This is a genomic window from Stenotrophomonas acidaminiphila, assembly GCF_001431595.1.
Classification (GTDB): Bacteria; Pseudomonadota; Gammaproteobacteria; order Xanthomonadales; family Xanthomonadaceae; genus Stenotrophomonas; species Stenotrophomonas acidaminiphila.
This window is the reverse complement of sequence record NZ_LDJO01000041.1, coordinates 1-25,582: the sequence shown is the minus strand read 5'-3', so window position 1 is coordinate 25,582 and position 25,582 is coordinate 1. Positions and strand designations below refer to the sequence as shown.

Below are 25,582 nucleotides of genomic sequence, written 5' to 3'. Positions count from 1 at the left end.
CGATTACCTGCTTCACCGCCTCTGCGCGGAACTCATCCGTGTACTGCTTGCTGTTGCCCATAAACACCTCGGTCATTGCCATCAATTATGGCGTCCGAGTGTCTACGAAAGGCTGGCCGGTCCAGGCAGGCTTGTTCGGCTCCCTCGGCAACAGCGGAGTGGTGCGCCGGGTGGGGCTGGTGAACCCGGTGGTCAAATTGACCGGTACGACAAACACTGGCGTTGGCTATTACCAGGCGGGCGCCCTGGCGGGTGAGAACCGTGGCCGGATCGAGGAGAGTTTCGCCCTGGGGGCCGATATCCAGGTGTTTTCCGCCACAGCCGACAATACCCAGGCCTACGCGGGCGGTCTGGTCGGTTGGAACGAATCGGGCAGTACCGTCACCCAAAGCTATGCGACGGGTACGGTAGCGGCAGCGGGCGAGTTGTCCTCAAGGGCGGGCGGCCTGGTCGGGCGTAATCAAACCGGCGCCACGCTGAGCCAATCCTGGGCGGCGGCAACAGTCACCGCCACCGGAGGGTGGGAAGCAGCCGGCGGCGTGGCCGGGATAAATTCGATCGGCGCCACGATCAGCAACAGCATCTGGGACACCAGCCTGATAACCACCGGCATTGGCTCGGGTGCTGGCGGTGTCACCGGCCTGGACGCCACGCAAATGACCGGCATCGCCAACTTCACGGGCTGGGGCGCGGACATTTCCGCCAACGGCGGCGAGAGCACAGTCTGGCGCATCTACGACGGCCACACCGCGCCGCTGCTGCGCGGCTTTCTGCGGCAACTGACGGTCAGCGTCCCCGTGGGCGGCGCGGACAAGACCTACGATGGCCAGGTGGCCAGCGGCACCTTCGGCACCTACACCACCAGCACCCCCACCGATGCCAGCCTGCTGCTGGGCACGCTGGGCTACGCCACCACCAGCGCCAACGCCGGCACCTACAGCACCGCCAACGGCACCCTGCAACTGGGCGGCCTGCATTCCACCCAGCAGGGCTACGACATCAACTATGCCGGTGCCAGCACCCTCACCATCAACAAGGCCGCGCTCACCGTCACCGCCAACAACGCCGGCAAGACCTACGACGCAACCGCGTGGAGCGGCGGCAACGGCGTGAGCTACAGCGGCTTCGTCAATGGCGAGAACGAGGCCATGCTGGGCGGCACGCTGGCCTATGGCGGCAACAGCCAAGGCGCGGTGAATGCCGGCAATTACCTCATCAGCGCCAGCGGCCTGAGCAGCGGCAACTATGCCATCAGCTACGTGGACGGCATCTTGACCATCGACCCGCGCACGCTGGGCATCGTCGTCAATCTCACCGGCACGGTGCGCAAGACCTACGACGGCACCACCAACGCCACGCTGGATGCGGGCAACTTCCTGATTACCGGCTGGGCCGGCAACGACGGTGCCACCATCACCCAAACCAGCGGCCAGTACGGCAACGCCAACGCCGGCAGCGGCAAGAATGTCACCGTCAACCTGACCCTGGCCGACTACCTGGCCGCCAACGGCACCGACCTTGCCAACTACGTGTTGCCCATGCAGGTAAGCGGCAACGTGGGCATCATCGACAAGGCCGGCGCCACCGTTACCGCCAACAGCGGCACCGTGACCTACAACGGACAGGTGCGGAACGTCACCGGCTACACCGTAACGGGACTGGTGAACGGCGAAGACGAAAGCGTGCTGGACAGCGTAGTGACCACCGGCGGCAGCGGCCGCAACGCCGGCAGCTACGCCCACACCGTGAGCGGCAGCGACAACAACTACAACCTGACCTTCATCGACGGCGCGCTGACCATCAATAAGGCCAACGCCACCATCACCGCCATCAGCGGCACCACCACCTACAACGGCCGAACCCAAAGCGTGAGCGGCTATAGCGCAAGCGGACTGGTGAACGGCGAAGACGGAAGCGTACTCACCGGCCTAACGGAAACCGGTGGCAGCGGTCGCAACGCCGGCAGCTACGCCCACACCGTGAGCGGCAGCGACAACAACTACAACCTGACCTTCATCGACGGCGCGCTGACCATCGACAAGGCCAGCGCCACCGTCACCGCCAACAGCAACACCGTGACCTACAACGGCCAAACCCAGAACGTGAGCGGCTACAGCGCAAGCGGACTGGTGAACGGCGAAGACGAAAGCGTACTCACCGGCCTAACGGAAACCGGCGGCAGCGGTCGCAACGCCGGCAGCTACGCCCACACCGTGAGCGGCAGCGACAACAACTACAACCTCACCTTCATCGACGGCGTGCTGACCATCGACAAGGCCACGTTGACCCTGAGCAGCAACAACATCACCAAAACCTACGACGGCACCACCGCCGCCAACGGCACCGCCGTCGTCACCGATGGGCAGTTGTTCGGCAGCGACACCATCAGCGGCGGCCACTTCGCCTACACCGACAAGAACGCCGGCACCGGAAAAACCGTAACGGTGAACGGCATCACCGTGAGCGACGGCAACGGCGGCAACAACTACGACGTCACCTACGTCGCCAACATCACCAGCACCATCCTGCAAAAGACGCTGACCATCGGCGGCAGCTTCGATGCCGCAGACAAGCTTTACGACGGCGACAACCGCGCCACCATCGGCCGCAACGCGCTGGCGCTGCAAGGCGTGGTGGCTGGCGACGCGCTGGCGGCGGATTGGCAGGCAATGTTTGCCGATGCCAGCGTTGCGCCAAACAAGACCGTCACCCTGCAAGGCACCACGCTGGCCGGTGGCGACAGCGCCAACTACCTGCTCGTTCTCGAGGGCGCGCCCACCGCCACGGCCAGCATTTCGGGGACACCGCTCGGCGCTGCGGGTGGCCGCTATGCCAGCGCAACACAGTCGGCAAAAAACAATGACACGCAGCCAGCACGGTACGCCTCGTCAGTACCGGCCATCGCGGTGCAGCAATGCGGCCAGAACCTTCCGGCGCAACTGGTCAAGGACTGCCAATGAGCGCCCGCAGAACCATCTCCAACGCACGTATCCAAGGATTGCCCGTAACCATGCTCACCAAGCGGAAAACCTCCTGCCTGCTGGCCAGCCTATGCCTGTCGCCCTTGGCGGCCATGGCGCAAACGCCGCCCACCGCCGGCCAGATACTGCAGCAGGCCGCACCGCCGCCGCCCATGCCCGCCAACACGGCTCCACGCACCGTCGTCGAGGAAATCGCACCCGCCCAGTCCGGCAACGGCGAATACGTGCCTGTCTCGGGTATCCGCTTCAGCGGTAACAGAGTGTTCGACGACACCGTGCTGCAAAGCCTTGTCGCAGGTGCTTTCCTGCCCCGCATGCAGATGGAGGAACTGGAGGCGTTGGCTCTGCGCGTGACGCGGCATTACCGGGAAAACGGCTACCTGGTGGCGCGTGCCTGGTTGCCGCCGCAGGATATCAGTGGCGGCATCGTGACCATCGCCGTGCTCGAGGGCCAGCTTGGCCAGGTGCGGCTGAATGACACGGCAGGCGTGGCGGGCAACGCCACCGCTCCGCTGCGCCGCCTGCGATCCGGCGATACGGTCAATGGCCCTGCGTTCGAAAGCACCCTGCTGGAACTGGCCGACCTGCCCGGTGTCGAAGTGAGATCCACGCTGCGGCCCGGTGCCAGCGTCGGTACGTCCGACTTCCTGGTCGATATCCTGCCTTCCGCGGCGGTGACTGGCAGCGTCGATCTGGACAACTACGGCAATCGCTACATCGGTGCCGAACGCCTTGGAACCTCGCTCTACTGGAACAATCCCGCGCACCTGGGTGACCAGGTGAGTCTTCGCGTCCAAGGGGGCCTGGACGATTACCGCTATGGCCGGCTCGGTTACCAGTTGCCGTTTGGTCGTCATGCCACCCGCATTGGTGCGGCATGGTCGGTGATGCGCTATGAACTGGGCAAGGACTTCGCCAGCCTCGATGCCGGCGGCCGGGCAGAGGTCGGCAGTCTCTATCTGCAGCAGCCGCTGATGCGCAGCCGCCGTGCCAACTGGTCTGCCACGTTGCAGTACGACGACAAACTCCTGCAGGACGACATCGGCGCGACGAGGACGCGTGGGCGCAAGAAGCTGCGCAACGGTACCCTCGGCATCTCCGGTGTCTTCTTCGATGGTCTGGGCGCCGGCGCCAGCAACAGCCTGGCGTTGAACTACACGCGCGGCCAGCTTGGGCTGGACGATACCAGCGCGTTGATCGACCGCCTCACCGCCCGCAGCCGCGGCGATTTCGGCAAATGGTCGCTGTCCTACCAGCGCCAGCAACGCCTGCCTGGAAACTGGCTGCTGGCGTTCGCCGGCAATGCCCAGTGGGCCGACAGGAACCTGGATTCCTCGGAGAAGATGCTGTTGGGCGGTGCCGGCGGCGTGCGTGCTTACCCGCAAGGCGAAGCCAGTGGTGACAGCGGCTACATGGTCAACCTCGAGTTGCGTCATGCAGTGGCCGAACGGCTGGAGGTGTTCGGTTTCCACGACCAGGGCCGCGTCCGCCTCAACCACTCGCGCTGGGACAGCAAAGGACGCAATCACCGGCGCCTGGCCGGTTACGGAATTGGCGCCACATATGTCCTGGCCCCCTTCAGCATCCAGGCGTTCGCCGCTTGGAAGGATGGTACCGGCGCTCCGGAATCGGACAAGGACCGCAGCCCGCGTCTCTGGACGCAGTTGGTCTATCAGTTCCGTTGATGTGGTTCCGTTCTGCACCTCCTGGCTGGCCTGGAAGGCCGCACTCCCTGGCGATCCTGGTCATGGCCTGACGCTGGTTTTCCGCTTGCGCGATGTACCCGGCCAGGCAATGGCTGGCGACGCCGGCAAGAGGTCATCCAGCGCCGGCAGAGAACATGCTCCCGCAAACCCGTCCAACCGATGGTCTCCAGCAATCGCCGCCTTGCTGCGCGGCCTGCAGCAATCAGGAAGTTCCATGAATCACGATGCCGCACCATCCCCAACCGGCTGCCGGGTGTCCGGAAGGTCAATGCAGGAACCGACAGGGTTCATGCCATGACGATGCTGGATGGCGTGCGGGTGATGGAAGGCAGGGTGAGCTTCGAACGTAACGGTTCGACCTTGAACGTGTGGCAGGACAGCCAACGGGCCATCGTGGAATGGAAGGGTTTCGGCATCGGCACAGGTGAACGGATTGTCGTCCGGCAACCCCATCGCTCGTCCTCCATGCTGGTGCGGGTTCCGGGGGAGGGCGCGATCCGCATCGATGGCGGCCTCGATGCCAACGGCCGACTCCATCTCTGGAACCGTGGCGGAGCCATCATCGACAGCGAAGGCGTTATCGACGCGACCAGCCTCACGGTCGATACCCTGGATGCCCACGACGAACCGCACGGTGGAGAAGAGGACTTCCGCTTTTCTGGCGATGACAGGCCCGGAATATTCAATCTCGGGAGCATCTGTGCGGCTGGCGGGAATGTGAGCCTGTTTTCCCACCTGGTGCGCAACGATGGCGTGATTCGTGCGGTCGAAGGTTCCGTGGAGATGCTCGCAGGGAAGGTGGCTCCCCTTGCTTCCCCCTATTTGGCTGCCATTCCAGTTGGCCGAAATGGCGTCCGCATCGACGCAACTGCTGTTGCCAACACAGGTGTGATTGAGGCCGCGCGGGTGCGCCTGCGGGTTGCGCGAGGCGATCTGTACACGCTGGCCATCGACCAGAGCGGCGTCATCCGTGCCATCGGCGAGGGCGGTTGCATCGTGCTGAGCGCCGAAGGCGGAACGGTGCGTCAGGATGGCAGGCTGACGGCACGGAACGCGGATGGTTCCGGTGGCGACATTCTGATCGGCGGCGACGGCCAGGCCCCCGGTGAGGCCATCACGCACGCAGGCCGTATCGTCGTTACCGGCAACGCACGCATGGAGGCTGGCGCTGAGGGTGGGAATGGCAACGGAGGCAGGGTCATCATCCGGGCCGGGGGGAGCACCACGTTCGCTGGCCGTATCGAAGCGGGTGCCGGCAAGCGGAGCGGCGACGGTGGTTTCGTCGAAGTGTCCGGCAAGCACGCGCTGGAATTCCATCCTGACCTGCCGATCGACCTCTCCGCACCCAAGGGCAAGGCCGGAACCGTGCTGCTGGGTTCCGGCGAGATGACGGTGGTGGCTGTCGTCACCGCCGCCAACCAGATCGTCGCCGCTACCGTCGAGGCGGGACTGGCGGGCGCCAACTACATGATCACGACCTCCGGCTTCGATCCGGGAAACAGCAGCGGAAGCATCAACATAACCAGTGATGTCGGTTGGAGGAGCCCACACATGCTGACGCTGAGATCGGGCAATGCCATCGGCATCGACGCGAACATGACGGCCCTCCACGGCGCGCTGGAGATGTATGCGGGGCGTTATGCCGAGGCGCCGCCGGATAGCGGCCTGTGCAATGTGAGCGGTGGCGCATGGGTGACCGAAGGTCATGTCCTCCAGGTCGACCGGCTGCGCTACGGCGCAAACGTCGATGATCCACCCTCAGGCTACACGGTAGATCCGGATCCTCATACCGCCAACTTCTGGGCCGACGGCAATCTCCGCGTCAATACTCTGGAACTGGATCTGGGCGGCGGCGCGGGCCTGAGTACCCTCGGCGATGCCAACGCCGTTGGAGCTTTTCGCACAATCGGCAGTGGCTCCCTGGGCTGGGTCAGCGTCACCAATCATCGTGGAGACCTGGACCTGTACCTCAACTCACAGGATGCTTTCGGCATGCAGATCGTCACATCGGGTGATCTGCGGCTGGAGGCTGGCAGCCAAGTGACCTCGACATGGGGCGACATCGTGCTGGTCAGCAAGGGCGGAAACTTCATCAACCAGGCGACGGGGGCTGTGCTGGGATTCACCCGGCGCGGTTCCCGATTCCTGATCTATAGCGGCAGCGACGCCGGGACGATCAAAGGGGGCATGACGGGAAGGGATGAGTTCAGTCGCTCTTTTGCTGGTCGCCCACCAAGCGAATATGGCGATGACGTTAGCTACTTCTTCTATCGCGAGACAGCGCGGATGTTCCAGCCCTGAGTGGCAGCAATGATGATGTAGATGAAGCGGAGGATGCATGAGGTGATGACCTCGCGCTGTCACCTGGTGTCCAGTTGCATCCAGCTAAATTGGGGGTGCATATGGGGGTGTTTGTCATCTTTCTATTAAATTAATCATATAAATATCAATAATTTAATTTTGCTATTTGGGTCGGATAAGCCACTGATTGAATTGGATCGATTTTCGCGATTCGATGCTGCAAGGATGCGGGGTTTTCGGAAGAATCCCGGGGAAATCCCTTCCGGCGCTCATCTTTCAGGAAGCGCCGGGCGCGCCAAGGTCCCCGGGGTTCCTGCTGGTGCCTGGGCCGTGCCAGTCAGGCGTCATGGACATCGGCATCGCCTGGATGTCTCATTCAATCGGTCCGCTGCAGCAACCTCCGTCGATCATCCTTGCTTCTCTGCGCACGCCCGTGCGGCTTCCCCACGTGAGGTGAGTTGGCCGCTGCAAGAGCTGCGCTGTGACGGGCATGCAGATCTGCGCTGGGCTCGCGCAGCTCCCACCGGGTTTTTGGCGCGGGGTTGCATTCACCATCTGTACTGGACGCCCATCTGTGCGTTGACGTCGCGGAAGCCCATGCCACCGCTCTGTCGGCTCAGTTCACCCCAACCGCACCAGCCGGCGGACAGTCCCATCTGCACGCCCGCCTTGGCTTCGTAGATGTCGTGCGGCAGCTGTCGCCGCAACCGCTCGCCGTCCATCGCCAGGCCTGCGCCATTGCCGCCGGACCACCAGTTCACCGCCACATAGGGATGTACCTGGCCCTGCGCCGGGCTCAACCCACGGCTGTACAGGCGCAGGCCGAGACGGGTGCTGGTTTCGCCATTGCCGCGATCTTCGACCACCGTGCCGTTGGCCTCGACCACCCGCTCGCTGTCATAGCGGCTGTGCACCACCTGCAGTTGGGGTTCCAGGTAGATGCCACGTTGCGCGCTGCGCCGCAGCGGCAGCACGTAGCCGGCCTCGGTCGAAGCACTCCAGCTGCGGGCGCCATAGCGTTCCTTCTGCAGGCCTTCGCCCTGCACGCTGTTGCGGAAACGGCCGTACTGCAGCCAGCCATCCACATAGGCGCCGCCTTCCATGCGTGCGTCCTGCAGCCAGGTCGCGTACGCGCCAACGCTCGTGCCGGTGACCACGCCACGTGCGGTGTAGCCGGTCACCTTCGAACGGCTGTCATTGCGTGCACGGCCATGGCCGACCATCGCGCCGGCCTGCAGTTCGCCGCCGCCCGCCTCGAATCGACGTCCCACGCCCAGGAGCATGCTGCTGATCTGCCCATCGACCTGGACCTGCCGTCCTTGGTCATGGCTGTCGGGCTGCGCGTTGCGAAGATGCAGCCAGCCCACGACTTCACTGCTGCTGTCGATTCCGGTGGCGGGGTCACCGGCACGGTCGTGCAGGCCATGCCGGAACATGCCCAGCGCAGCGGCACGGTTGGCCAGGTAGACCGCCGGCTCGGGACGTTCCACTTTGGGACGCGGCGGATCCACCGGGTCCACGGGATCCACAGGGTCCACAGGGTCCACTGGGTCCACGGGATCCACGGGATCCACGGGATCTACCGGATCCACAGGGTCCACCGGGTCCACCGGGTCCACGGGATCCACAGGGTCCACGGGATCCACAGGATCTACCGGGTCCACGGGATCCACAGGATCCACAGGATCTACAGGATCCACGGGATCCACTGGGTCCACTGGGTCCACAGGATCCACTGGGTCAACCGGGTCCACCGGGTCAACGGGATCTACCGGGTCAACGGGATCCACCGGGTCAACCGGGTCCACGGGATCCACCGGATCCACAGGGTCCACGGGATCCACCGGGTCCACCGGGTCTACGGGATCGACCGGATCCACAGGATCCACAGGATCCACAGGAGGCACATACTCCGAGCGTAGGTACCAGTTGCCATCGTCCGGGCTCGACACGCCTCCCTTGAACAGGAAGTAGTCGTACGCACCGGCCACGGCGCGGCCCTGCAGAACAAACTGCGCATCCGACTGGCCACCGACGGTGATCAGGCGGATACCCTCTTGGGTCAGGGCGCCGGCACCGCCGGCATTGCGCACGCTCACGCTGGCGGTGCCGCTGCTGTTGCCGTTGATCACCAGCCGGTCGCCCGGGGATGTGTCATCGCCCAGCGCGCGGTTGAAGATCCACGCGCCGCCATTGCCCACGTAGTCGCCACTGACAGTGACGGTCTTGAAGTCGCCCGCCGCCCCCGTATCGAAGGCGATGGTGCCGGCATGTTCGAGCATGCCGACGCTGGAGTCGGCGCGTACGTTCCATTGGCTGCTGCCATCCATCGTCAACCGTGCGACCTGGTGGCCGGAGTCGTCGCGCAGCGCGCCGCCGAACGTGGTGCCGTTGCGCAGCATCATGTGTACGTCAGCCGTCGCGCTGTCGACCACCACGTCACCGTGCAGCGTGCTGGCATCGGCAGTGAACTCGATGCGGCTGGTCGCCACGCTGCTGCCATCGGAAAACACGGTATCGCTGACCCGCAGCAGGCGGCCGCTACCGTCGCCTGCGGTGACGTTGCCGCCATTGACGGTCAGCGCATGGTTGCTGCCCTGCAGCCAGAACGCGGTACCGTTGGTGGTCTCGATGTGGCTGTCGTTGAATACGGCGCGGTTCCAGTACGCGCCGAACGCGGTCAGGTAGGAGCGGTAGCCGACGCTGTTGCTGCCGCTCATGCGGATGTCCAGGCGGTCGGCCTGGGACAGTCGTGCCGTGTTCATCTGCACGATGCCGAACACATTCTCACCGTCACTGCGGATCGTGACGTTGTCGAGCAGTGCGCTTGCGGCGGAGCCGCCGAGAAACACGCCGCCACCCCCGTTGCCGCGTACTTCGATCACATTGCCGGTGGCTTCGATGCGGCTGGCGGTCGAGCCGGTGGAGCCGGTCACGCGTATGCCATACGTCGAATCGCCGTGCGTGGTGATCCGGCCGCCCTGCACGGTGGCGACGCCACCGGCGATCTCCACGCCGTAGCCGTAGATGTCCGTCCAGGTGTCGACGGTGCTGTCGATCAGCTGCAGGCGCGACTCATCGCTGGACAGCCAGAATCCGGAGTTGCCTGCGCGGACATCGAACGCCGCGTCGCGGGCGGTCAGCTTGCCCCAGCTGTTGATGTTCACGCCGTAGCCGCCGACGGTATGGAAGCTGCCGCCGTTGATCACCGCGCTGGAATAGGTCTTGTCGAGGCTGCTGCCCAGCAGGCGCATGCTGCCACCCACCGAATGCGCTTCCACGTTCTCCAGCAGTATGCTGCCGCCGCTGTCGATGTCGAACAAGCCACCTTCCAGGAAGGTGTCGTAGAGCTCGGCACGACTGCCCACTCCATCGACGGCGATGCCGGCGAGGATGCCACCGGGGGCTATGCTGATCCGGCTGCTGCGGATTGTCAGGATGCCGGCGCGGTCGGCGCGCAGGCTGCCACCCTTGCCGGCACTCATCACAAGATCGGACATATGCAGCTCGCTGTCACTGCCCGATGCGCCGGCCAGCGTTCCGCCACCGGTCGTCGCCAGGCGGCCCCCGGTGTAGCGGATGATGCCGCCGTTGTACGCCTGGACGCTGCCGTACCCACTGCCGTTTCGCGTGGCATCGATCTCGACGTCGTGTGCTTGGATCACGCTGCCAGCGCCGTTGGCGTACAACGCATAGAAGCCCGTGCCGGTGGCTGGCGCTATCGACAGCGTCGCACCGCGCAGTTGTACATGGCCGCCATTGGCAGCGGAGACGGCGCTGCCATTGCCGGTCACGTTGATGCGGCTGCCATCGATCAGTGCATTGCTGCCGGCACCGGTGACGGTCAACGCGAAGCTTCCCGCGGCCTGGGTCAGCACGTCATCCTCACCGAGCTGGAGGCTGTTGCCGTCGCTGACCTGCACGGGACCGGTGAGTTCGGCAGCGTGGACCGGCAGCGCCGCCCACAGGGAGGTGGCCAGCATGCTCGGAAGGAGCGGGGCAGGCGCGAGGCGCGCGCGTCCGGGCGCACGACGGCGCCGTGTGGGGGAGGCGTACATGCTGATGTGTTTCCTGTGGCTGTGCGCAGCACGGCTGCGCGAACGGGTGCGGCTGGGCCGGGTCGCCGTGCAGGCCCCTGGTGGTGGCAGCGCACAGGCGCCCCCGGCACCCCACCCTCCGGTGGCATGGCGACGGAGGGCAGGCGCAGCGTGGCGGGATACGCCCAGACTAGGAATCGGCACCGCCGGATGGAATCAGGCGTTTCCTAAAGCCTCCGCAGGGCCGCCAGCGGAGGCAGGTTCAACCCGTAGCGGGGCTCAGGCGAACAGCGAGGCCTGCAGGCAGTACTCGATCAGCGCCTGGTCGCTTTCCACGCCAAGCTTGCGCATGGCGCTGATCTTCTGCGTACTGACCGTCTTGGCGCTGCGCTGCAGCTGGCGTGCGATGTCGCCCACGCTCATGCCGCCGGTGAACAGCCGGATCACTTCCAGCTCGCGGGGCGACAGGCGCGCACGGACCGCATCGGCATCAGCCGGTTCGCCAGCAGCCAGCGGCAGCAGCCCCGGGGGGCGATAGGCGCGGTCGGCCAGCACCACGCGCAGGGCCTGCACCAGCTTGCCCAGGCCATGGCTCTTGAGCACCACGCCGCCGGCACCGGCGGCATACATCGCGGCCACCAGCGATGGGTTGGACACCATGGTCAGCACCAGCAGGCGGGTGTCCGGGAAACTGCGGCGCAGGAACGAGATCAGCTTGATGCCATCGCCGAAATGGTCGCCACCGGGCATGCTGTAGTCGGTGATCACCGCCTGTGGCCGGGTCCGTGTCATCAGCTCGATCAACGTGGCCGGATCGGCGGCCTCGCCCACGATTTCCAGATCCAGTTCCCCGGCCAGCACATCGCGGATGCCGGCGAGCACGATCGGGTGGTCGTCGGCGATGAGGATCCGTGTGGTCATGGCGGGGTCGTGTCGTCAGGAGAGGATGGCATCGCGTCGTCGAGCAGGGGAGCCAGCAGCCGCAGCAGCCCGTGCTGGAATCCATCCAGGGGACCGGCCAGCGCAGCCAGTCCGTCACCCTGTGCGATGCGCTGCTCGATATGCAGGCCGCTGTCCACCAGCGCGGGTGCGCCGACGATGACCAGTGCGCCGCGGATGCGGTGCAGCACCTGCGCCACGCGGCCTGGATCAGCCGCGTTGATGGCGTCCCGCAGGCTGTCCAGATCGGCCTGCATGGTCTGCACGAACAGCGCCTGCATCTTCGGACTTACCTGGAGCGGAGGATTGGCGTCGTTCGCGATGACGTGCGCGGGCCGCGCCTGATGGTCTGCAACCGGTGGCTGGCCGTTCGTGATCCGGGTCAGCAGGCGCTGCAGCGCCTCCAGGGTGATCGGCTTGACCAGCACGCCCTGCATGCCGGCCTCCTCGCAGCGCTGCCGTTCGGCCGGGTCGGCATTGGCGGTAGCGCCGTGGATCGGCACGCTGACGCCGCGCGCGCGCAGTGCCCGGGCCAGGCCGTAGCCGTCCAGCCCGGGCATGTTGATATCGGTCAACACCAGCGCGAACGCGCCCTGCTGCCAGTAGCCCAGCGCTTCGTTGCCATCGCAGGCGACCACCGCATGGCAGCCAAGTTGTTCCAGCTGGTCACGCAGGATCGCCTGGTTGATCGGATTGTCCTCGGCCACCAGTACCTGCAGGCCGAAGCGCCGGGTCGGTGGCAGGCGTCCCGCGGCGTCGGTCGTCGACGGTTGCCCGCTGGCCGCGGCCAAGGCCATCACGATGGCATCGAGCCGATGCAGGCCGACCTGCCAGGTACCGTCGATCAGCTGCGGTTGCGTGCCGCCCTCGCGGCAGGCCGCCACGCGCGGGCTGCTTCCCTCCCACGCAGGCAGTGGGCCGTCCAGCACGAGATCGAGCAGCACCGCCGTCGGTGCCATGCCGGCCGCGGTGTCCTCCCGGTACATGCTGGCATGCGCGCCGCGTTGCTGCAGGCGCTCGCAAAGCGACTGCACCATTTCGCGCACGGCACCGCGTACCTGCACCTGCAGCTGCGGCGGCAGCCGCGGCGGCGGTGATTGCTGTGGATCCGGCTGCGCGGGTGGCAGCGGCAGGTCGACGCTGAAGCTGCTGCCCAGGCCGCTCTCGCTGACCACGCGCAGGTGGCCGTCCATCAGTGCCACGAGGTGCGCGCAGATGGCCAGGCCCAGGCCCGTGCCACGCATGGCGTCGGTCCCCGGGTTGGCCTGGAAGAACGGCTCGAACAGGTGCGCCTGGTGTTCGCTGGCGATGCCGATGCCGGTATCGGCCACCTGCCACTGCAGCCAGCAGCGTTCGTCCTGCCAGCGTGCGGACAGACGTACCACCACGCGGCCGCTGTCGGTGAACTTCAGCGCATTGCTGAGCAGATTGTTGAGCACCTGGCGGATCCGAGCCGCATCGCCGCACACCGCATCCGGCACATCGGCGTCGATGCAGGCGTAGAACTGCAACCCGCTGTTGGCGGCTACGGCGGCGTACGAGTCCAGTGCATCCTCGGTGAGCCGCACCGGATCGAACGGGCTGGGCTCCAGGCTCAACTGGCCGGCCTCGGCCTTGCTCACATCCAGGATGTCGCTGATCAGCTGCATCAGGGTCGAGGACGAGCGCTGGATCGTGGCCAGGTAGTCCTGCTGCTTCGCGTCCAGTGGCGTCAGGCCCAGCAGTTCTAGCGTGCCGAGCACGCCGTACAGCGGGGTGCGGATCTCATGGCTCATCGTTGCCAGGAACTGGCTCTTGGCGCGGTTGGCCTGGTCAGCGGCACGCCGCGCCTGCTGCAGCACCTGCTCGGCTTCGTGCTGGCTGCTGAGGTCGATGAACAGGCACAGCACCGCGGGCTCGCTGCGATACCGCGCCTGTGTCGCGGTTACCAGCAGGTGGCGGCCTTCCGGCGTGGTGTAGGCCACGCCATCGCCGGCCGTGGTACCACCGGCGGCCAGCACGCTGCGGCGCCATGGGCCGTGCCAGCCGTCCGCGTTATGGTCTTCGCCCAGCCAACGGCGGGCGAGGGTGTTGTCCAGCAGGACATCGCCATCGGCACGCCGCAGCAGGCACAGCCCGATCGGAGCGTTGTCCAGGATGGTACGGCTGAAGGCCTCGCTTTCCAGCAGGCGTTCGTGGTTGCTGCGCAGCGGTTCGATGACCGACTGCCGATACGCGCGAAGGACCAGCGTGCCGCCCAGCGCCAGCAGCAGAGCGACAAGCGTCGCGCCCAGCAGCGGCCCCTGCGGATGCTGGAAGATCTGTTGCCAACCCACGTGGTAGACCGCCAGCCAGCCGCGCTCGCTGCGCATGCGGAAGCGCAGGCCGTGGGCATTGGCCTGCCAGGACGTGCCGGCGTCGCTGGCATCGGCGGCATCTCCCAGAAGGCGCTGGCCGCCGGGGTCGAACAGCGACAGCCGCTGGAAAACCGGAACGCCCAGTACCTGCTGGTAGTCATCGACACGGGAGGGATCGAGCAGGCACGCCAGCGCCGCCAGCGAGCCGTCGTCGTCGTCGCTCCACAGGCGTGCATCCTGCGGCGCATGGGCGACGGCCAGCAGGCGGGTCTGGCCATCGCGCCAGGGCACGGGCATCCAGGCGATGCCGCCGTGCTGCAGGGCGGGTTGGTCGATCAGCGCGCGGTGGATGTCGCCGATCTGCGGGCGCAGGTGGTGCGGACTGTTCGGGCTGAGATCGGTATCGGTCATCTGCATCGGCGCCAGCAGGCCACGCGTGCCCTGACCATCGACCAGCAGGCATTGCGGCGGCGGAAAGTGCGATGCCGACCAGAACGTGCCGTAGAAGCGCACGAAGCGATCCCCGAGTTCGGTCTGGGACGGGGTGATGTTCCTGTTGTTCCCGATCAGTACGAAGTTGGCGAACAGCGGGCCGCGTGGCTGCCCCACGCTGCCATCCGCCACCGGCTGCCCCTGGGTGCCGACATCGTGCAGGCGCCATTGCTGCAGGAAGCGTTCCTGCTCGCGTAGCGTGCCGTCCAGGCGGCGGAAGTGGAACTCGATCTTGCTGCGCTCGTCATTGAACAGCCGCGCGCCCACCGACAGCAGCAGCCCGGCCTGCAGCGTGGCCAGCACCACCACCGCGATCAACAGGGCATGGACGCGCAGTGAGCGGCGTGCGAGTCGGCGTACGGGGGCGGCCTCGGCCGGCATGGCAGGTCTCGGAGCAGTGGGCGGTCAGTGGCAACCGACGGCGCCCGGTGGGCGCCGCAGCACAGACAGGATCGTCAATGTCGCTTGACGGCTCCGTGAAGCCGGCATGCAGCCCACCTCAACGCAGTGCCGCCTGTGCCGCCTCGTCGGCGCGCGGCGCTTCATCGTCCAGCAGGCGGGTGAACTCTTCCGGGGGCAGCGCCTGGGAGATCAGGAACCCCTGTACCTGGCTGCAGCCGAGCTGGCGCAGCACCGCCAGGTCGGCATCGCTTTCCACACCTTCGGCCACGATGACCAGGCCCAGCTGGTTGGCCAGCGCGATGATGGTCGCCAGGGTCAGATGCAGGGCCGGATCACGGGCACAGCCGCTGACCAGGGCCCGGTCGATCTTGACCTCGGTGAAGGGTGTATTGACCAGGTTGTGGACCGAACTCAGACCCTGCCCGAAATCGTCCTGCGCCAGGCCGAAGCCCTTCATGCGCAGGCGGCAGGCACCGGCGTAGAAGTCGCTGACGTGCCGCGTGGTGCTGTTTTCCATCAGTTCGAAACACAGTTCGCCCGGCGTGCCGCCCAGTGCCAGGGTCATCGCCAGCAGCTCATCGGGCAGGTCGAACTGCTCCAGCAGATGCGGCGGAAGGTTGATCGAAACCGGCACCCGGAAGCCCTGCCTGCGCCAGCGTGCCTGCGCCTTGATGCTGGCCTCGAGCATCATCCGCAACAGCTCACCCTCGAGCCCGTGGCGGCATATCGCCGGCAGGAAGCTGCCCGCGGTGAGCGTACCCAGCTGCGGATGGCGCCAGCGTACCAGGGCTTCGGCAGCCACCACGCGGCCGGACTGCAGCGACTTCTTGGGCTGGAACCAGGCCGTGAGACTGCCGTCGACCATCGCCTGGCGCAGTTGCCGGGCGTCGGGTTCGGGCAGCACCGCGGCCTGCGCCGGCTTGGCATCCGTCGACGGTCGCGCCTGTGCCAGGGCTTCAAGCAGGACCTCGACGTCGGCCGCCGCGACCGGCTTGGACACCACGCCGAGCACCTCCAGACCGAGCGACTCGGCCATCAGGCGCGCCGAAGCCATCATCCGCCGGGATGCCGTGCTGGCCACGGCCAGGCGCGGGGGTCGCGGTTGCGCGGCCAGTGCCTGGATGAACTGGATTCCGTCCTGGCCAGGCATCAGCAGGTCGCTTACCACCAGATCGTAGGAATGGCAGGCGCACAACGCGATCGCCGCCTCGACGTCCTCGCAGGCGTCGACCTGCACGCCGCCGCGGCTGCCGAACAGGTTGGCGAGGTAGCCGCGCTGGAATGGCTGGTCTTCCAGGATCAGGACACGCTGGGTCATGCGGGGTCTCCTTGGCATAGGGCGGTGATCGCCTTGCGCAGGCGGGCAATGTCGATGGGTTTGCTCAAGTAGCCCTGCATGCCACTGGCCAGGTAGCGCTCGCGTTCTTCGGCGGTGGCATTGGCAGAGGCACCGATCACCGGCACCGTATTGCCCTCATCGCGCAGCTGCCGGGTCAGTGCGTGGCCATCCATGCGCGGCATGTTGATGTCGGTGACCACCAGGTCGAAGGCCTGCTCGCGGCACCGCTGCAGTGCTTCCGCGCCGTCCTGGGCCAGGTCCACCTCGCAGCCCAGGGTCTGCAGCTGTTCGGCCAGGATCACCCGGTTGATCGGGTTGTCCTCGACCGCCAGCACCCGCATGCGCAGCGGCATGAGCGGTGCGGTGCCGTTGCTTTCCGGCAGCTCGGTACGTCGTTGCTGGAGGCTGGCCAGGGCGTTGCCGATCGCCGCCATGCAATGCAGGGACACCACCAGTCTGCCGTCGGCCGCCACCGTCGGCTGGTCACCGCCATCGATCGATGCCACCACCCGGGGGCCCGACCACGCCAGCGGCGGGGCCGCCTCGCCTTCCACCAGGATTGCGCCATCGTGGTCGAGCAGGGCCGGATCGCCCAGCAGTGGTTGCGCGTTGGCGCCCCACCGCTGCAGCCAGCCGCAGGCACAGTCGACCAGTTCGCGATCACGGCCACGTACCAGGATCGGAGGTTCCGGCTGCAGCGAAGGGCCATCGTCGGCCACCGGCAGCACCGGCAGCGGCAGGCGTACGCTGAAGCTGCTGCCCAGCCCGGGTTCGCTGACCACCTGCAGTTCGCCACTCATCAGCCGTACCAGGTGATCGCTGATGGACAGGCCCAGGCCGGTGCCCTGCGCGCTGGCCGCGCCGCGTACCTGGCGAAACGGTTCGAACAACCGCGCCTGCTCCTCGGCGGGGATGCCCACGCCGGTGTCGGTCACCTGCCAGACCAAGATGCTGGACTCGGCTTCACGCTGTACCTGGCGCACGCGCAGCATCACGCGGCCATGCTCGGTGAACTTGATCGCGTTGCTGAGCAGGTTGCCCAGCACCTGGCGGATCCTGTCGGCATCGCCGAGCACGCGCGTGGGCACGCCCGGATCGGTGCACACCAGGATCTGCAGCCCCTTGCAGGTCGCAGAAGCCGCGAAGCTGCGCAGCACGCTCTCGGTCAGCTCGCGCGGCGAGAAGGAGGTTGGCTCCAGGCTGAGCTGGCCCGACTCGATCTTGGTGACATCCAGCACGTCGCTGATCAGCTGCAGCAGCACCGAGGAGGAACTCTCGATGGTGCGCAGGTACTGCGACTGTCGTGCATCCAGTGCGGTGTGGCCAAGCAGTTCGAGCGTGCCCAGTACGCCGTACAGCGGCGTGCGGATCTCATGGCTCATGGTGGCCAGGAAGGCGCTCTTGGCCTGGTTCGCGGCATCGGCCGCCTGCCGTGCCGACGACAGCGCCGCCTGCGCCTGGCGATGCCGCGAGATGTCGTGGAAGGCACACAGCAGCACGTCATCGCCCTGGTAGCGGCAGGCGGCATGCAGTACATGCAGCTGCCTGCCGTCACGCGTGGTGAACTCCAGGCCGCGTCCACGCTCGCCGGCATGGCTGCGCCACGGTGCCTGCCAGTCGCTGTCCTGGCCATCCTCGCCAAGCCAGTCACGCAGCAGCTGGTTGGAGAGCAGCAGGTGGCGGTCATTGCGGCGCAGCACGCAGATGCCGACAGGTGCCATGTCGATCACCGTCGCATTGAAGTCCAGGTTCTCCAGCAGCCGGCGATGCTGCTGCAATGCCGGCTGGATGAGCGTGCGATCGACGCGATGGCGCAGCAGCCGCAGCGCGACGCAGGCCGGCAGCAGCAGAAGCGCGCAGAGCAGCAGGGGTACCGCCAGGTCGCCCAGCAGCTGCCCGGGCAGCAGGTGGTAGACCAGCCGCCAGCCATCATTGCCGACGCGTTTCACCAGTGCCACGCCACGCGGCAGCCCGCCGCTCCACACCATGCCGACGCTGTCGTCCTGGCGTTCGGAGAGTGTCTTCCAGCCCGCGCTGTCCAGCCGCGGTGCCTGGCTCGACAGCGCGGGCCGCCCGCCATCGTCCAGCAGCGTGTAGCCGCCGATGCCGGGGCCATCGATCACGTCCGCCGTAGCGTCGCTATCGAGCAGCAGCATCAGCCACTGCATCGGATGGGGGCCGGCCTGTATCGGCTGGGCCAGTGCGATGCCACTGTCACCTGCGCGCAGCCAGTACACCGGGTCGGCACCCTCGAGGCTGCCGCCACGCGCCTGCAGCACGCGCAGTGATGGCATGCGCGCCAGGTCGACGTCGGCGTCGCCTCCGGCAAGCCAATGCACGCCCATTGCATCGACCAGCAGCAGGCGCGTCTGCAGCGCCTGCAGCCTGTGCTCCATGCGGGCTGACAGCAGAAGTCGCTGGCCGGGCTGGCCGCCAGCCGCGTCGAGCGGCAGCGGGCACGTGCCCTCGCTGTCTGTCGTAGGTTCGTCCAGGTTGCCGGCCAGCACCGAATCGCCCAGGTGCCGCAGCAGGGCTTCGCGCTGGTCGAAGTAGTTATTTGCCTTGTGTGCGGCGGTGCCCGCTTCCTGGAGCCGCGTTGAGACGCTCGCCGTCCCCCTGATGAGGACATAGGACGAACATGCCAGGATGAACAGGAGAAATGCAAGAATGGTCAGCAGGCGAGTGCACCTTGCCGCAAGTGTCAGCACTTCGGCACGTCCATGACTCTGGCAATCACCCTTCAGCATCGTTGCAGCCTAGAGTGCAACTGCTCACGCCCACATCAGACGTTTCCTAAAGTCCGTCCATGTCTCTTCGCCCCAGTCAGTGAAATGCCCGGGAAGCGTCGAGCATGCCCTGGATGCTGCCTTTTCCAGGTGCACGGGACGGTCGGTCGACGCCGAGGAAGCCCATGCAGGCGTCCACGCCTTGTGCGGCGCAGTGGGCCATACAAGCGCACGCGGAGATCCCCGCGGTCGGTGCAGGGAATCGAAATTACGTCGTTCAATCCGGCGCGAGCGGGTGCCTGCGGCAAGGCATGGGCCCGTCGGTGCTGCCGCCAACGTTGCCGCGGCAGTCCGTCAATCCGGCTGCATCAGCGCGTCCCATGCGGATGGGTTCCGGCGCCTTTGAACCAATCCAGAATCTCCGCGTGGGCACTGCGCCAGCTACCCCGGAGTCCATGGTCATCACCCGGGTAGACGACCAGCCTGTGGGGACGGCCAAGTTGCTGCAGCCGGGCAGCCATTGCGATCGGGTCCTGGACGCTGACGCGATCATCGGCTTCGCCGTGCAGCAGCAGCACCGGCATGTCGGCGGGTAGCTGCTCCGCCCAGTGAAACGCGGAGCGGGCTGCCAGCGCGGCCTGCCGATCGTCTTCGTAACCGGGAATGCGGGCGCTGTACACGCGCTCCATCTCCGGACGGGAAGCCAGTCCGGCGACCAGGTCCGAGACCCCGCCTATCGTTGCCATGGCGGTGATGTCGCTCCGTCGGCGCGCGACCAGGTAACTCATCATCGCCCCGCGGCTTTGTCCCAGAAGAAAGATGCGCTCGGCATCCACCCCGGGCATCTCCAGTGAAAGATCGATCAGGCGCATGACATCGTTGACGTCGTTCCCCCCGAACTCGTCCGCATCCCGGTACTGGCTCGCCACCACCATGAAGCCCGACTTCGCAAGAGGCAGGAGTTTCATGAACACCTGGAGAGGATCGAGCTTGCCGTAATTGCCGTTTCCGCCGCGGTTGTAGACCAGCAGCGGCAGCTTCCCGGAGGCGTCCATCATGCGTGGCCGGATGACATAGGCGAGGACGATCTGGCCATCGCTCGAGTACGAGACAATGCGGCAGTCGAACGCGGAACGCGCGAAGGAGAATGCCCTGGCCGGGACCAGTGACTGCAGCAGTGCCTTGGGTATCGGCTTGTCCCCGGCGTTTTTCTGGACCGAATCCAGCCAGCTTTCATGGTCCGGCGTGGACTCAAAGCAGTCGGTTTGCGACAGGAAGGTGGGCGAGGTTGCGACCGGACTGCCGGCAGCCGTGGGCACGGCAAGGACCAGCGTCGCCGCGAGCACGGCAATCAAAGTGCGAAACATGCGGGGTTCCCCGTTGGAAATGGAAGCGGCGGAAGCTGGCGGCTGCCAGTGCGCCGCGTCAGTCGTCAGTGGTGAGCGAGGGGTCGTGGACGAGAAGATCGCCAGGCTGGCAGTCCAATGCCGTGCAGATCGCTTCCAGGGTGGAGAATCGAATGGCCTTGGCCTTGCCCGTCTTCAGGATCGACAGGTTCGCCAGCGTGATGTCGACGCGTGCGGCAAGCTCGGTGAGGGTCATTCGACGGGCGTGCAGGAGTTCGTCAAGGCGCACGACTATGGCCATGTCAGATAGTCCCTTCGAGATCCGTGCGCATGCGTGCTCCGTGCGTGAACACGCCGGACAGCACGAACAGAAGCAGCACGGCAAGCCAGGGCGTCGGCGAGAGACCGTCCATTTTCCCCGGTATCGAAGCGAACTTGGTGATGGCAAGCACTGCCAGCCGGAGCAGCTCGATGGCCAGCACGCTCCAGGCGATGGCACTGAGCCGCTGCGCGTTGGGCAGTATGAAGGCTTCGCCGCCGCGTACGCTGTCGACGATCGCAAGCAGGCGCCGCAGGATCGTATGCACTATTGCAGCGCCGACGATGCCCACGAGCATGATCGCGCGCATGCCGAGTGGCGCCCGGGGGTCCATCGTGGCGAGGTCGAAGCCCAGTGGCTTCCACGGCCAGCCTTCAATGAAGAAGCTCGCGCAGAGCAGGCAGAGAATGGAGACGGCATAGAGCAGGTTGAGGACGGTGAGCCCGAGGATGATGGGGCGGGTCACGGCCAGAGCTCTGGCGGGCATGCGATTCATGGAGGACTCCGTGCGATGTGTTGTTAAACGATATGTGACATATCGTATATCAATAAATATGCAGGAAGTCATGCCTGTACACAACGGCCAGGATCGCTGTTCCACGGAGGACCGGCGGCACGCCGGCACCCGGAGCTCGAAGGTCGCAGGTGGGGCCGGCTCCCGCGGTTCCATCCAGCGGCGGCCGCCGCCTGCCCGGCAGTGCCTGTTCTGTCTGTGGCAACAGCCGGAGCATTACGGGGAACGGACTGCCCGGTCCGTTGCGGTTCGCGCATGGACACAACGGAAGCCGTGCAAGGGCATGGCCGCAGCGCCCGGCGACGTGGGGCACCGCGTGTCGCAAGCGTCACCTGAGCGGTCGAGAGCCATTTCCTGGCGCACCGGTCGTCCCGCGCACTGCGGGACCCGCCGGCGGACGGTGACTATTTCATCGCTTCGAGCGGAATCAGCGCGAGCCAGGCCAATGCAAGGGCGAGCCACAGCCATCGCCATGCACCCATGCCGCGCCAGGCAAGCCGCCAGGGACCGTGCTCAGGTTTCATGACTTCTCCGCTTGCGTGCCGAACGTAACGCGTCAGCCACCCGCAGCCCGTACAGGTAGACCCCCGTAAAGCTGAGGGCGGTGAGCGCTGCTCCTGCCAGGAACCAGAGCAGGCGCACCGGCCACCCGCCGAATGAGCCGAAATGCAGCGGGTCGGCCATCTCCGCGATACGCTGGTGGACGTCAAGTGCGCGGCCGTCCTGGATCCCGAGCAGGCGGCCATCGCGCAGATCGAAGCCGGCCACGTTGGCGCGATCGCGCACGAGCCAGGCCTGTGCCTGTCCATCGATGAGCAGGCCGGTCCCTGCCGTGCCGGGCTGCATGCCGGCCACGCGCAGTTCCGGCCAGTGTTGCCGCAGCAGGGCCACGGCGCGGTCGATGGCCGCCGGGTCGGCCGGTGCGGATGCCGCGCTCCCGTCGTTGCCAGGCAGGGAGATCTTCGGGGGCGGTGCGGCCTTGCCGCCCAGCGATTCGACGAGATACCACCCGCCCGTCAGCGCGATCAGCGCCACGAACCAGAGGCTCCACACGCCACACAGGCGGTGGATGTCGCCCCACAGGCGGCGTGGCCGGTCCGCGCGCGGCCAGCTGAAGAAGCCACGCCACCAGCGCTTGTAGATGAAAAGACTGCTGACCAGCGAAAGCAGCAACGGGATCGCCAATGCCGCCACCAGGGGCACGCCGTACTTGACGGGCAGCATGAGGTGGCGGTGGGTGTTGCGCAGCAGACGGTGGACGTTGAACCAGTGCGTATCGCCGGTCACCTTGCCGCTGTACGGATCGACCCAGACGAAGCGCAGCCGGCCGTCATCGGTACGCATCTGCGCGCGGGCGGCGAAGCGTGAGGCATGCGGCGCGCTGAGTCCCTGCAGTGTCCATGTGGGATGGGCGCGCTGCACGGCGTCCACCATCGTGCCCCAGCTCGCACGCTGCGCGCCCGGCGTGACGCGCATTTCCGCGTGCAGCAGCCAGTCCAGTTCCTGGGCGAACACGGCCAGCGTTCCGGTGAAGCAGACAAAGCCCATGAACAGGCACAGTTTGAGTCCGATCCAGCTGTGCAGATCAAACCAACGGCGCCTGCCGGCCGCTTTGCGGGGCGGCTCGGGCATGGACGGAAACGCGCTTGCTGGCGATGGCTGGCGCATGCGGTTCAGAACGCGTACGCCGCCTGCAGGTAGAGCCGTCGCGGCTCGCCCGGGAAGTGGCCATTGCGCTTGATGAAGCCACTGGCCGCATAGACCCTGTCGAACAGGTTCTTGATGTTGGCCTGGAACTTCCAGTCGCGCCATTGCGTCTGCCAGCTCAGGTCGAAGACCGCGTAGGACTTGACCCGCTGCCCGTCCAGGCTGACGCGCTCGCCGGTGTAGTCGGCGCCGAAGCCCAGGGCCGATGCAAGCGCGGGAATGTCATAGCGCGTCCACAACCCCAGCTTGTTGCGTGGCGCGTTGGCGAAGCGGTCGCCCGATGCATTGGTGATGCCATTGCTGCCCGCATCGACCACGCGCGCGTCGTTGTAGGCGTAGGCCAGGTTGACGACCCAGCGATCGGTCACGTCCGCCAGCAGGTCGACCTCCATTCCTTCGCTGCGTACCAGGCCCAGCGTCGCCAGCTGGTTGACGCCGCCCACCACTTCGCCGGTGGCCTGGATGATGTTGCTGCGCTCGATCCGGTACAGCGCCGTGTTGAGCGTCAGCCGTCCCCCGGCCAGCAGTGTCTTCAGGCCGACTTCCCACTGCCGGCTCTGTTCGGCATCGAACGGTCCGCCCGCGGCCGGATCCTGGTTGCCGGTGGCCTGCGGCACGAAACCGCTGGCCACGCTGGCGTAGGCGTTCAGGCCTTCGCGCAGGACGAAAGTGCTGCCCAGGCGCCAGCTGAGATCGTGGCCATCCACGCGGGTGCCGGCGATCAGGTCTTCGTCGCGGAAGCCGTCCCAGCGCAGCCCGGCCAGCACGTACCAGCGCGGCGTCAGCGTCACCTCGTCCTGCAGGTAGCCGCCGTAGCGCAGGCCGCGGGCACGCGTCTGGCGCCAGGGCAGGGCGTCCAGGCCGTAGTCGTTATGGGAGGTGACACCGTAGGCCGGGTCGAACAGGCCGATGCCCGGCACCGGGCCGGCATTGCGCGGCAGATCCGCGCTGTTTGCCGTCTGTGCGCGGAAGTCGGCGTCGGCGCGATAGTAGTCGGCACCGAACAGCAGTTTGTGCTCGACGCCGCCGGCGGAAAAGCGCCAGACCGCATTGCCGTTGGCGGCATAGGCGTCATTGTCGCGGTACTGGTTGCGCAACTGGCGCGTCATCCACTCGGCCGTGCCGTCGCCGTCGCGGTCAATCAGTCCCATCGGTTCGTGGTAGATCTGGTGCTCGCTGTTCTCGAACCAGCGGGCGGCGAAGTCCACATCCCACGCCGGCGCTGGCGAGAACCGGTACTGCGCGAGCACCACCTTTGCCTGCATGTCGAGGAAGTCGGTCGCCTCGTTGTGGTTCCAGCGGCGGCTGGCAAGGAAATCGCCGCTGTCGTTCACAGGAACGCCGCGCAGCCGGTTGCCGCCCAGGGTCTGCGTGATGTCGGTGTACTGCAGCGTCAGTTCGCCCGTCCCGCCGACCTCGAACGCGACCGACGCGTCGCCGATCACACTCTGGCTGTCCGCATTCCAGCGCACGCCTTGTTCACCGTCGGCATAGGCGCCAAGCCGGTAGCGCACGCTGCCGGACGCGGTGATCGGACCGGTTGCCTCCAGCGACCCGGCGGCGAAGTTCTCGTTGCCGACCTGGATCTCCGCCCGCCGCTGTGCCTGGGCCTGCGGCTTGCGGGTGACGTAGTTGATCACGCCGCCTGCATCGCCGCCGCCATACAGGGCGCCGGCCGGGCCCTTGAGTACTTCCACGCGTTCGATGTTGAACAGCTGGGGCACCGAGAAGCCGGCATAGGGATCGCCGCGCAGGCCGTCATAGAGCACGTTCTCCTGGCGGAAGCCGCGCAGGGTGACGCCGGCATAGCTGAAGAAGCTGATGCCGCTGATGCTGCGGTAGAGGTCGGTGACCTGGCGGGCCGCCTGGTCGTCGATCAGTTCCCGCGGCATGACCTGCACCGACTGCGGTACCAGCGCAAGAGGCGTGTCGGTCCGGGTAGCGACCACCGCATCATCCGTCTTGTACAGGGTCAGCGCCCGACCCAGCACCCGGACCGAATCCAGCTCCGTCACATCGGGGGCCGGCGCATCCGCGGGGGCCGACTGGGCATGCACCTGGAAAAGGGCCAGGGAAAGCGACGCGGCCAGCAAGGCGCGCGGAAAGGGGCGGTGTTGCATTGGGGAATAATAATGCGAATGATTATCAAGACCATCAGTCTAGCATCTGTCCCTGCCGATGGCAGCAAGGACAGCCCAAAAGATGGTGTGCGGAGGCACCCCGACGGGCAGCCAATGCAGCCGTTCCCATACCGCCAGAACCGGAGGATCGGCATGTCTGCCGGCGACCAGGAGTACCCACCCGCCAACGCGTGCGCCAAGGCGCACGGCGACGCAGCGTCTACTCCGGTGGGGATGCTGTGCATCGCTGCAGCCAGCCTGGCCATCGAGCGCCTGCGGAAGACGCCGGCGGTCTTGAGCGTGCCCATGGGGGAGCG

General features: G+C 66.4%; 14 protein-coding genes. 4 read left to right on the top strand and 10 right to left on the bottom strand.

The features are described from left to right. Positions 1–131: 131 nt before the first annotated feature. From ABB33_RS13060 to ABB33_RS13050, 3 genes are all read left to right on the top strand, one after another. Positions 132–2,960, top strand: coding sequence for a beta strand repeat-containing protein (locus ABB33_RS13060; protein ID WP_161809426.1), 2,829 nt, complete (start codon positions 132–134; stop codon positions 2,958–2,960). Continuing rightward, positions 2,957–4,666, top strand: coding sequence for a ShlB/FhaC/HecB family hemolysin secretion/activation protein (locus ABB33_RS13055; protein ID WP_152985082.1), 1,710 nt, complete (start codon positions 2,957–2,959; stop codon positions 4,664–4,666). The genes ABB33_RS13060 and ABB33_RS13055 overlap by 4 nt, the downstream gene beginning before the upstream one ends. Before the next feature lie 315 nt (positions 4,667–4,981). Further along, a complete protein-coding gene (locus ABB33_RS13050; RefSeq protein ID WP_056932401.1) occupies positions 4,982–6,988 on the top strand; it encodes a two-partner secretion domain-containing protein in 2,007 nt (668 codons plus the stop codon). Positions 6,989–7,536: 548 nt separating this feature from the next. Here ABB33_RS13050 and ABB33_RS13045 read toward each other — a convergent pair. From ABB33_RS13045 to ABB33_RS13000, 10 genes are all read right to left on the bottom strand, one after another. Further along, a complete protein-coding gene (locus ABB33_RS13045) occupies positions 7,537–11,046 on the bottom strand; it encodes an autotransporter family protein (RefSeq protein ID WP_056932400.1) in 3,510 nt (1,169 codons plus the stop codon). A 258-nt stretch (positions 11,047–11,304) separates the two neighbouring features. Then, positions 11,305–11,946 carry a response regulator gene (locus tag ABB33_RS13040; RefSeq protein ID WP_054668019.1) on the bottom strand — a complete coding sequence of 214 codons (642 nt, stop codon included), beginning with the start codon at positions 11,944–11,946 and terminating at the stop codon, positions 11,305–11,307. After that, positions 11,943–15,173, bottom strand: a complete 3,231-nt coding sequence (locus ABB33_RS13035) for a hybrid sensor histidine kinase/response regulator (RefSeq protein WP_056932399.1) — start codon at positions 15,171–15,173, stop codon at positions 11,943–11,945. Before ABB33_RS13035 ends, ABB33_RS13040 begins: the two co-directional genes overlap by 4 nt. A 118-nt stretch (positions 15,174–15,291) precedes the next feature. Then, positions 15,292–16,512 carry an EAL domain-containing response regulator gene (locus ABB33_RS13030; protein WP_056932398.1) on the bottom strand — a complete coding sequence of 407 codons (1,221 nt, stop codon included), beginning with the start codon at positions 16,510–16,512 and terminating at the stop codon, positions 15,292–15,294. After that, complete coding sequence (locus ABB33_RS13025) at positions 16,509–19,280, bottom strand: response regulator (protein WP_056932397.1); 2,772 nt, start codon at positions 19,278–19,280, stop codon at positions 16,509–16,511. The genes ABB33_RS13030 and ABB33_RS13025 overlap by 4 nt, the downstream gene beginning before the upstream one ends. Positions 19,281–19,627: 347 nt before the next feature. Continuing rightward, on the bottom strand, positions 19,628–20,626 hold the full coding sequence (locus tag ABB33_RS13020; RefSeq protein WP_056932396.1) for an alpha/beta hydrolase family protein: 999 nt from the start codon (positions 20,624–20,626) through the stop codon (positions 19,628–19,630). A gap of 58 nt (positions 20,627–20,684) precedes the next feature. Further along, entirely contained in the window at positions 20,685–20,906 is a 222-nt protein-coding gene (locus ABB33_RS13015; protein ID WP_056932395.1) for a helix-turn-helix domain-containing protein, read from the bottom strand. A 1-nt stretch (position 20,907) separates the two neighbouring features. Next, positions 20,908–21,420 carry a DUF2975 domain-containing protein gene (locus ABB33_RS13010; protein ID WP_161809425.1) on the bottom strand — a complete coding sequence of 171 codons (513 nt, stop codon included), beginning with the start codon at positions 21,418–21,420 and terminating at the stop codon, positions 20,908–20,910. A gap of 531 nt (positions 21,421–21,951) precedes the next feature. After that, positions 21,952–23,070 carry a PepSY-associated TM helix domain-containing protein gene (locus ABB33_RS13005; RefSeq protein WP_152985081.1) on the bottom strand — a complete coding sequence of 373 codons (1,119 nt, stop codon included), beginning with the start codon at positions 23,068–23,070 and terminating at the stop codon, positions 21,952–21,954. Between the two features lie 41 nt (positions 23,071–23,111). After that, positions 23,112–25,265 carry a TonB-dependent siderophore receptor gene (locus ABB33_RS13000; RefSeq protein WP_056932392.1) on the bottom strand — a complete coding sequence of 718 codons (2,154 nt, stop codon included), beginning with the start codon at positions 25,263–25,265 and terminating at the stop codon, positions 23,112–23,114. Between the two features lie 18 nt (positions 25,266–25,283). Between ABB33_RS13000 and ABB33_RS18980 the strand changes: the two genes are divergently transcribed. Further along, on the top strand, positions 25,284–25,582 hold a 299-nt coding region (locus tag ABB33_RS18980; RefSeq protein WP_211260885.1), incomplete at its 3' end, for a hypothetical protein.

Bases quoted from the DNA above. Each gene is read 5' to 3' on its own strand.
- ABB33_RS13055 (WP_152985082.1), top strand. From the start codon at position 2,957: ATGAGCGCCCGCAGAACCATCTCCAACGCACGTATCCAAGGATTGCCC.
- ABB33_RS13050 (WP_056932401.1), top strand. From the start codon at position 4,982: ATGACGATGCTGGATGGCGTGCGGGTGATGGAAGGCAGGGTGAGCTTC.
- ABB33_RS13045 (WP_056932400.1), bottom strand. From the start codon at position 11,046: ATGTACGCCTCCCCCACACGGCGCCGTCGTGCGCCCGGACGCGCGCGC.
- ABB33_RS13040 (WP_054668019.1), bottom strand. From the start codon at position 11,946: ATGACCACACGGATCCTCATCGCCGACGACCACCCGATCGTGCTCGCC.
- ABB33_RS13035 (WP_056932399.1), bottom strand. From the start codon at position 15,173: ATGCCGGCCGAGGCCGCCCCCGTACGCCGACTCGCACGCCGCTCACTG.
- ABB33_RS13030 (WP_056932398.1), bottom strand. From the start codon at position 16,512: ATGACCCAGCGTGTCCTGATCCTGGAAGACCAGCCATTCCAGCGCGGC.
- ABB33_RS13025 (WP_056932397.1), bottom strand. From the start codon at position 19,280: ATGCTGAAGGGTGATTGCCAGAGTCATGGACGTGCCGAAGTGCTGACA.
- ABB33_RS13020 (WP_056932396.1), bottom strand. From the start codon at position 20,626: ATGTTTCGCACTTTGATTGCCGTGCTCGCGGCGACGCTGGTCCTTGCC.
- ABB33_RS13015 (WP_056932395.1), bottom strand. From the start codon at position 20,906: ATGGCCATAGTCGTGCGCCTTGACGAACTCCTGCACGCCCGTCGAATG.
- ABB33_RS13010 (WP_161809425.1), bottom strand. From the start codon at position 21,420: ATGAATCGCATGCCCGCCAGAGCTCTGGCCGTGACCCGCCCCATCATC.
- ABB33_RS13005 (WP_152985081.1), bottom strand. From the start codon at position 23,070: ATGCCCGAGCCGCCCCGCAAAGCGGCCGGCAGGCGCCGTTGGTTTGAT.
- ABB33_RS13000 (WP_056932392.1), bottom strand. From the start codon at position 25,265: ATGCAACACCGCCCCTTTCCGCGCGCCTTGCTGGCCGCGTCGCTTTCC.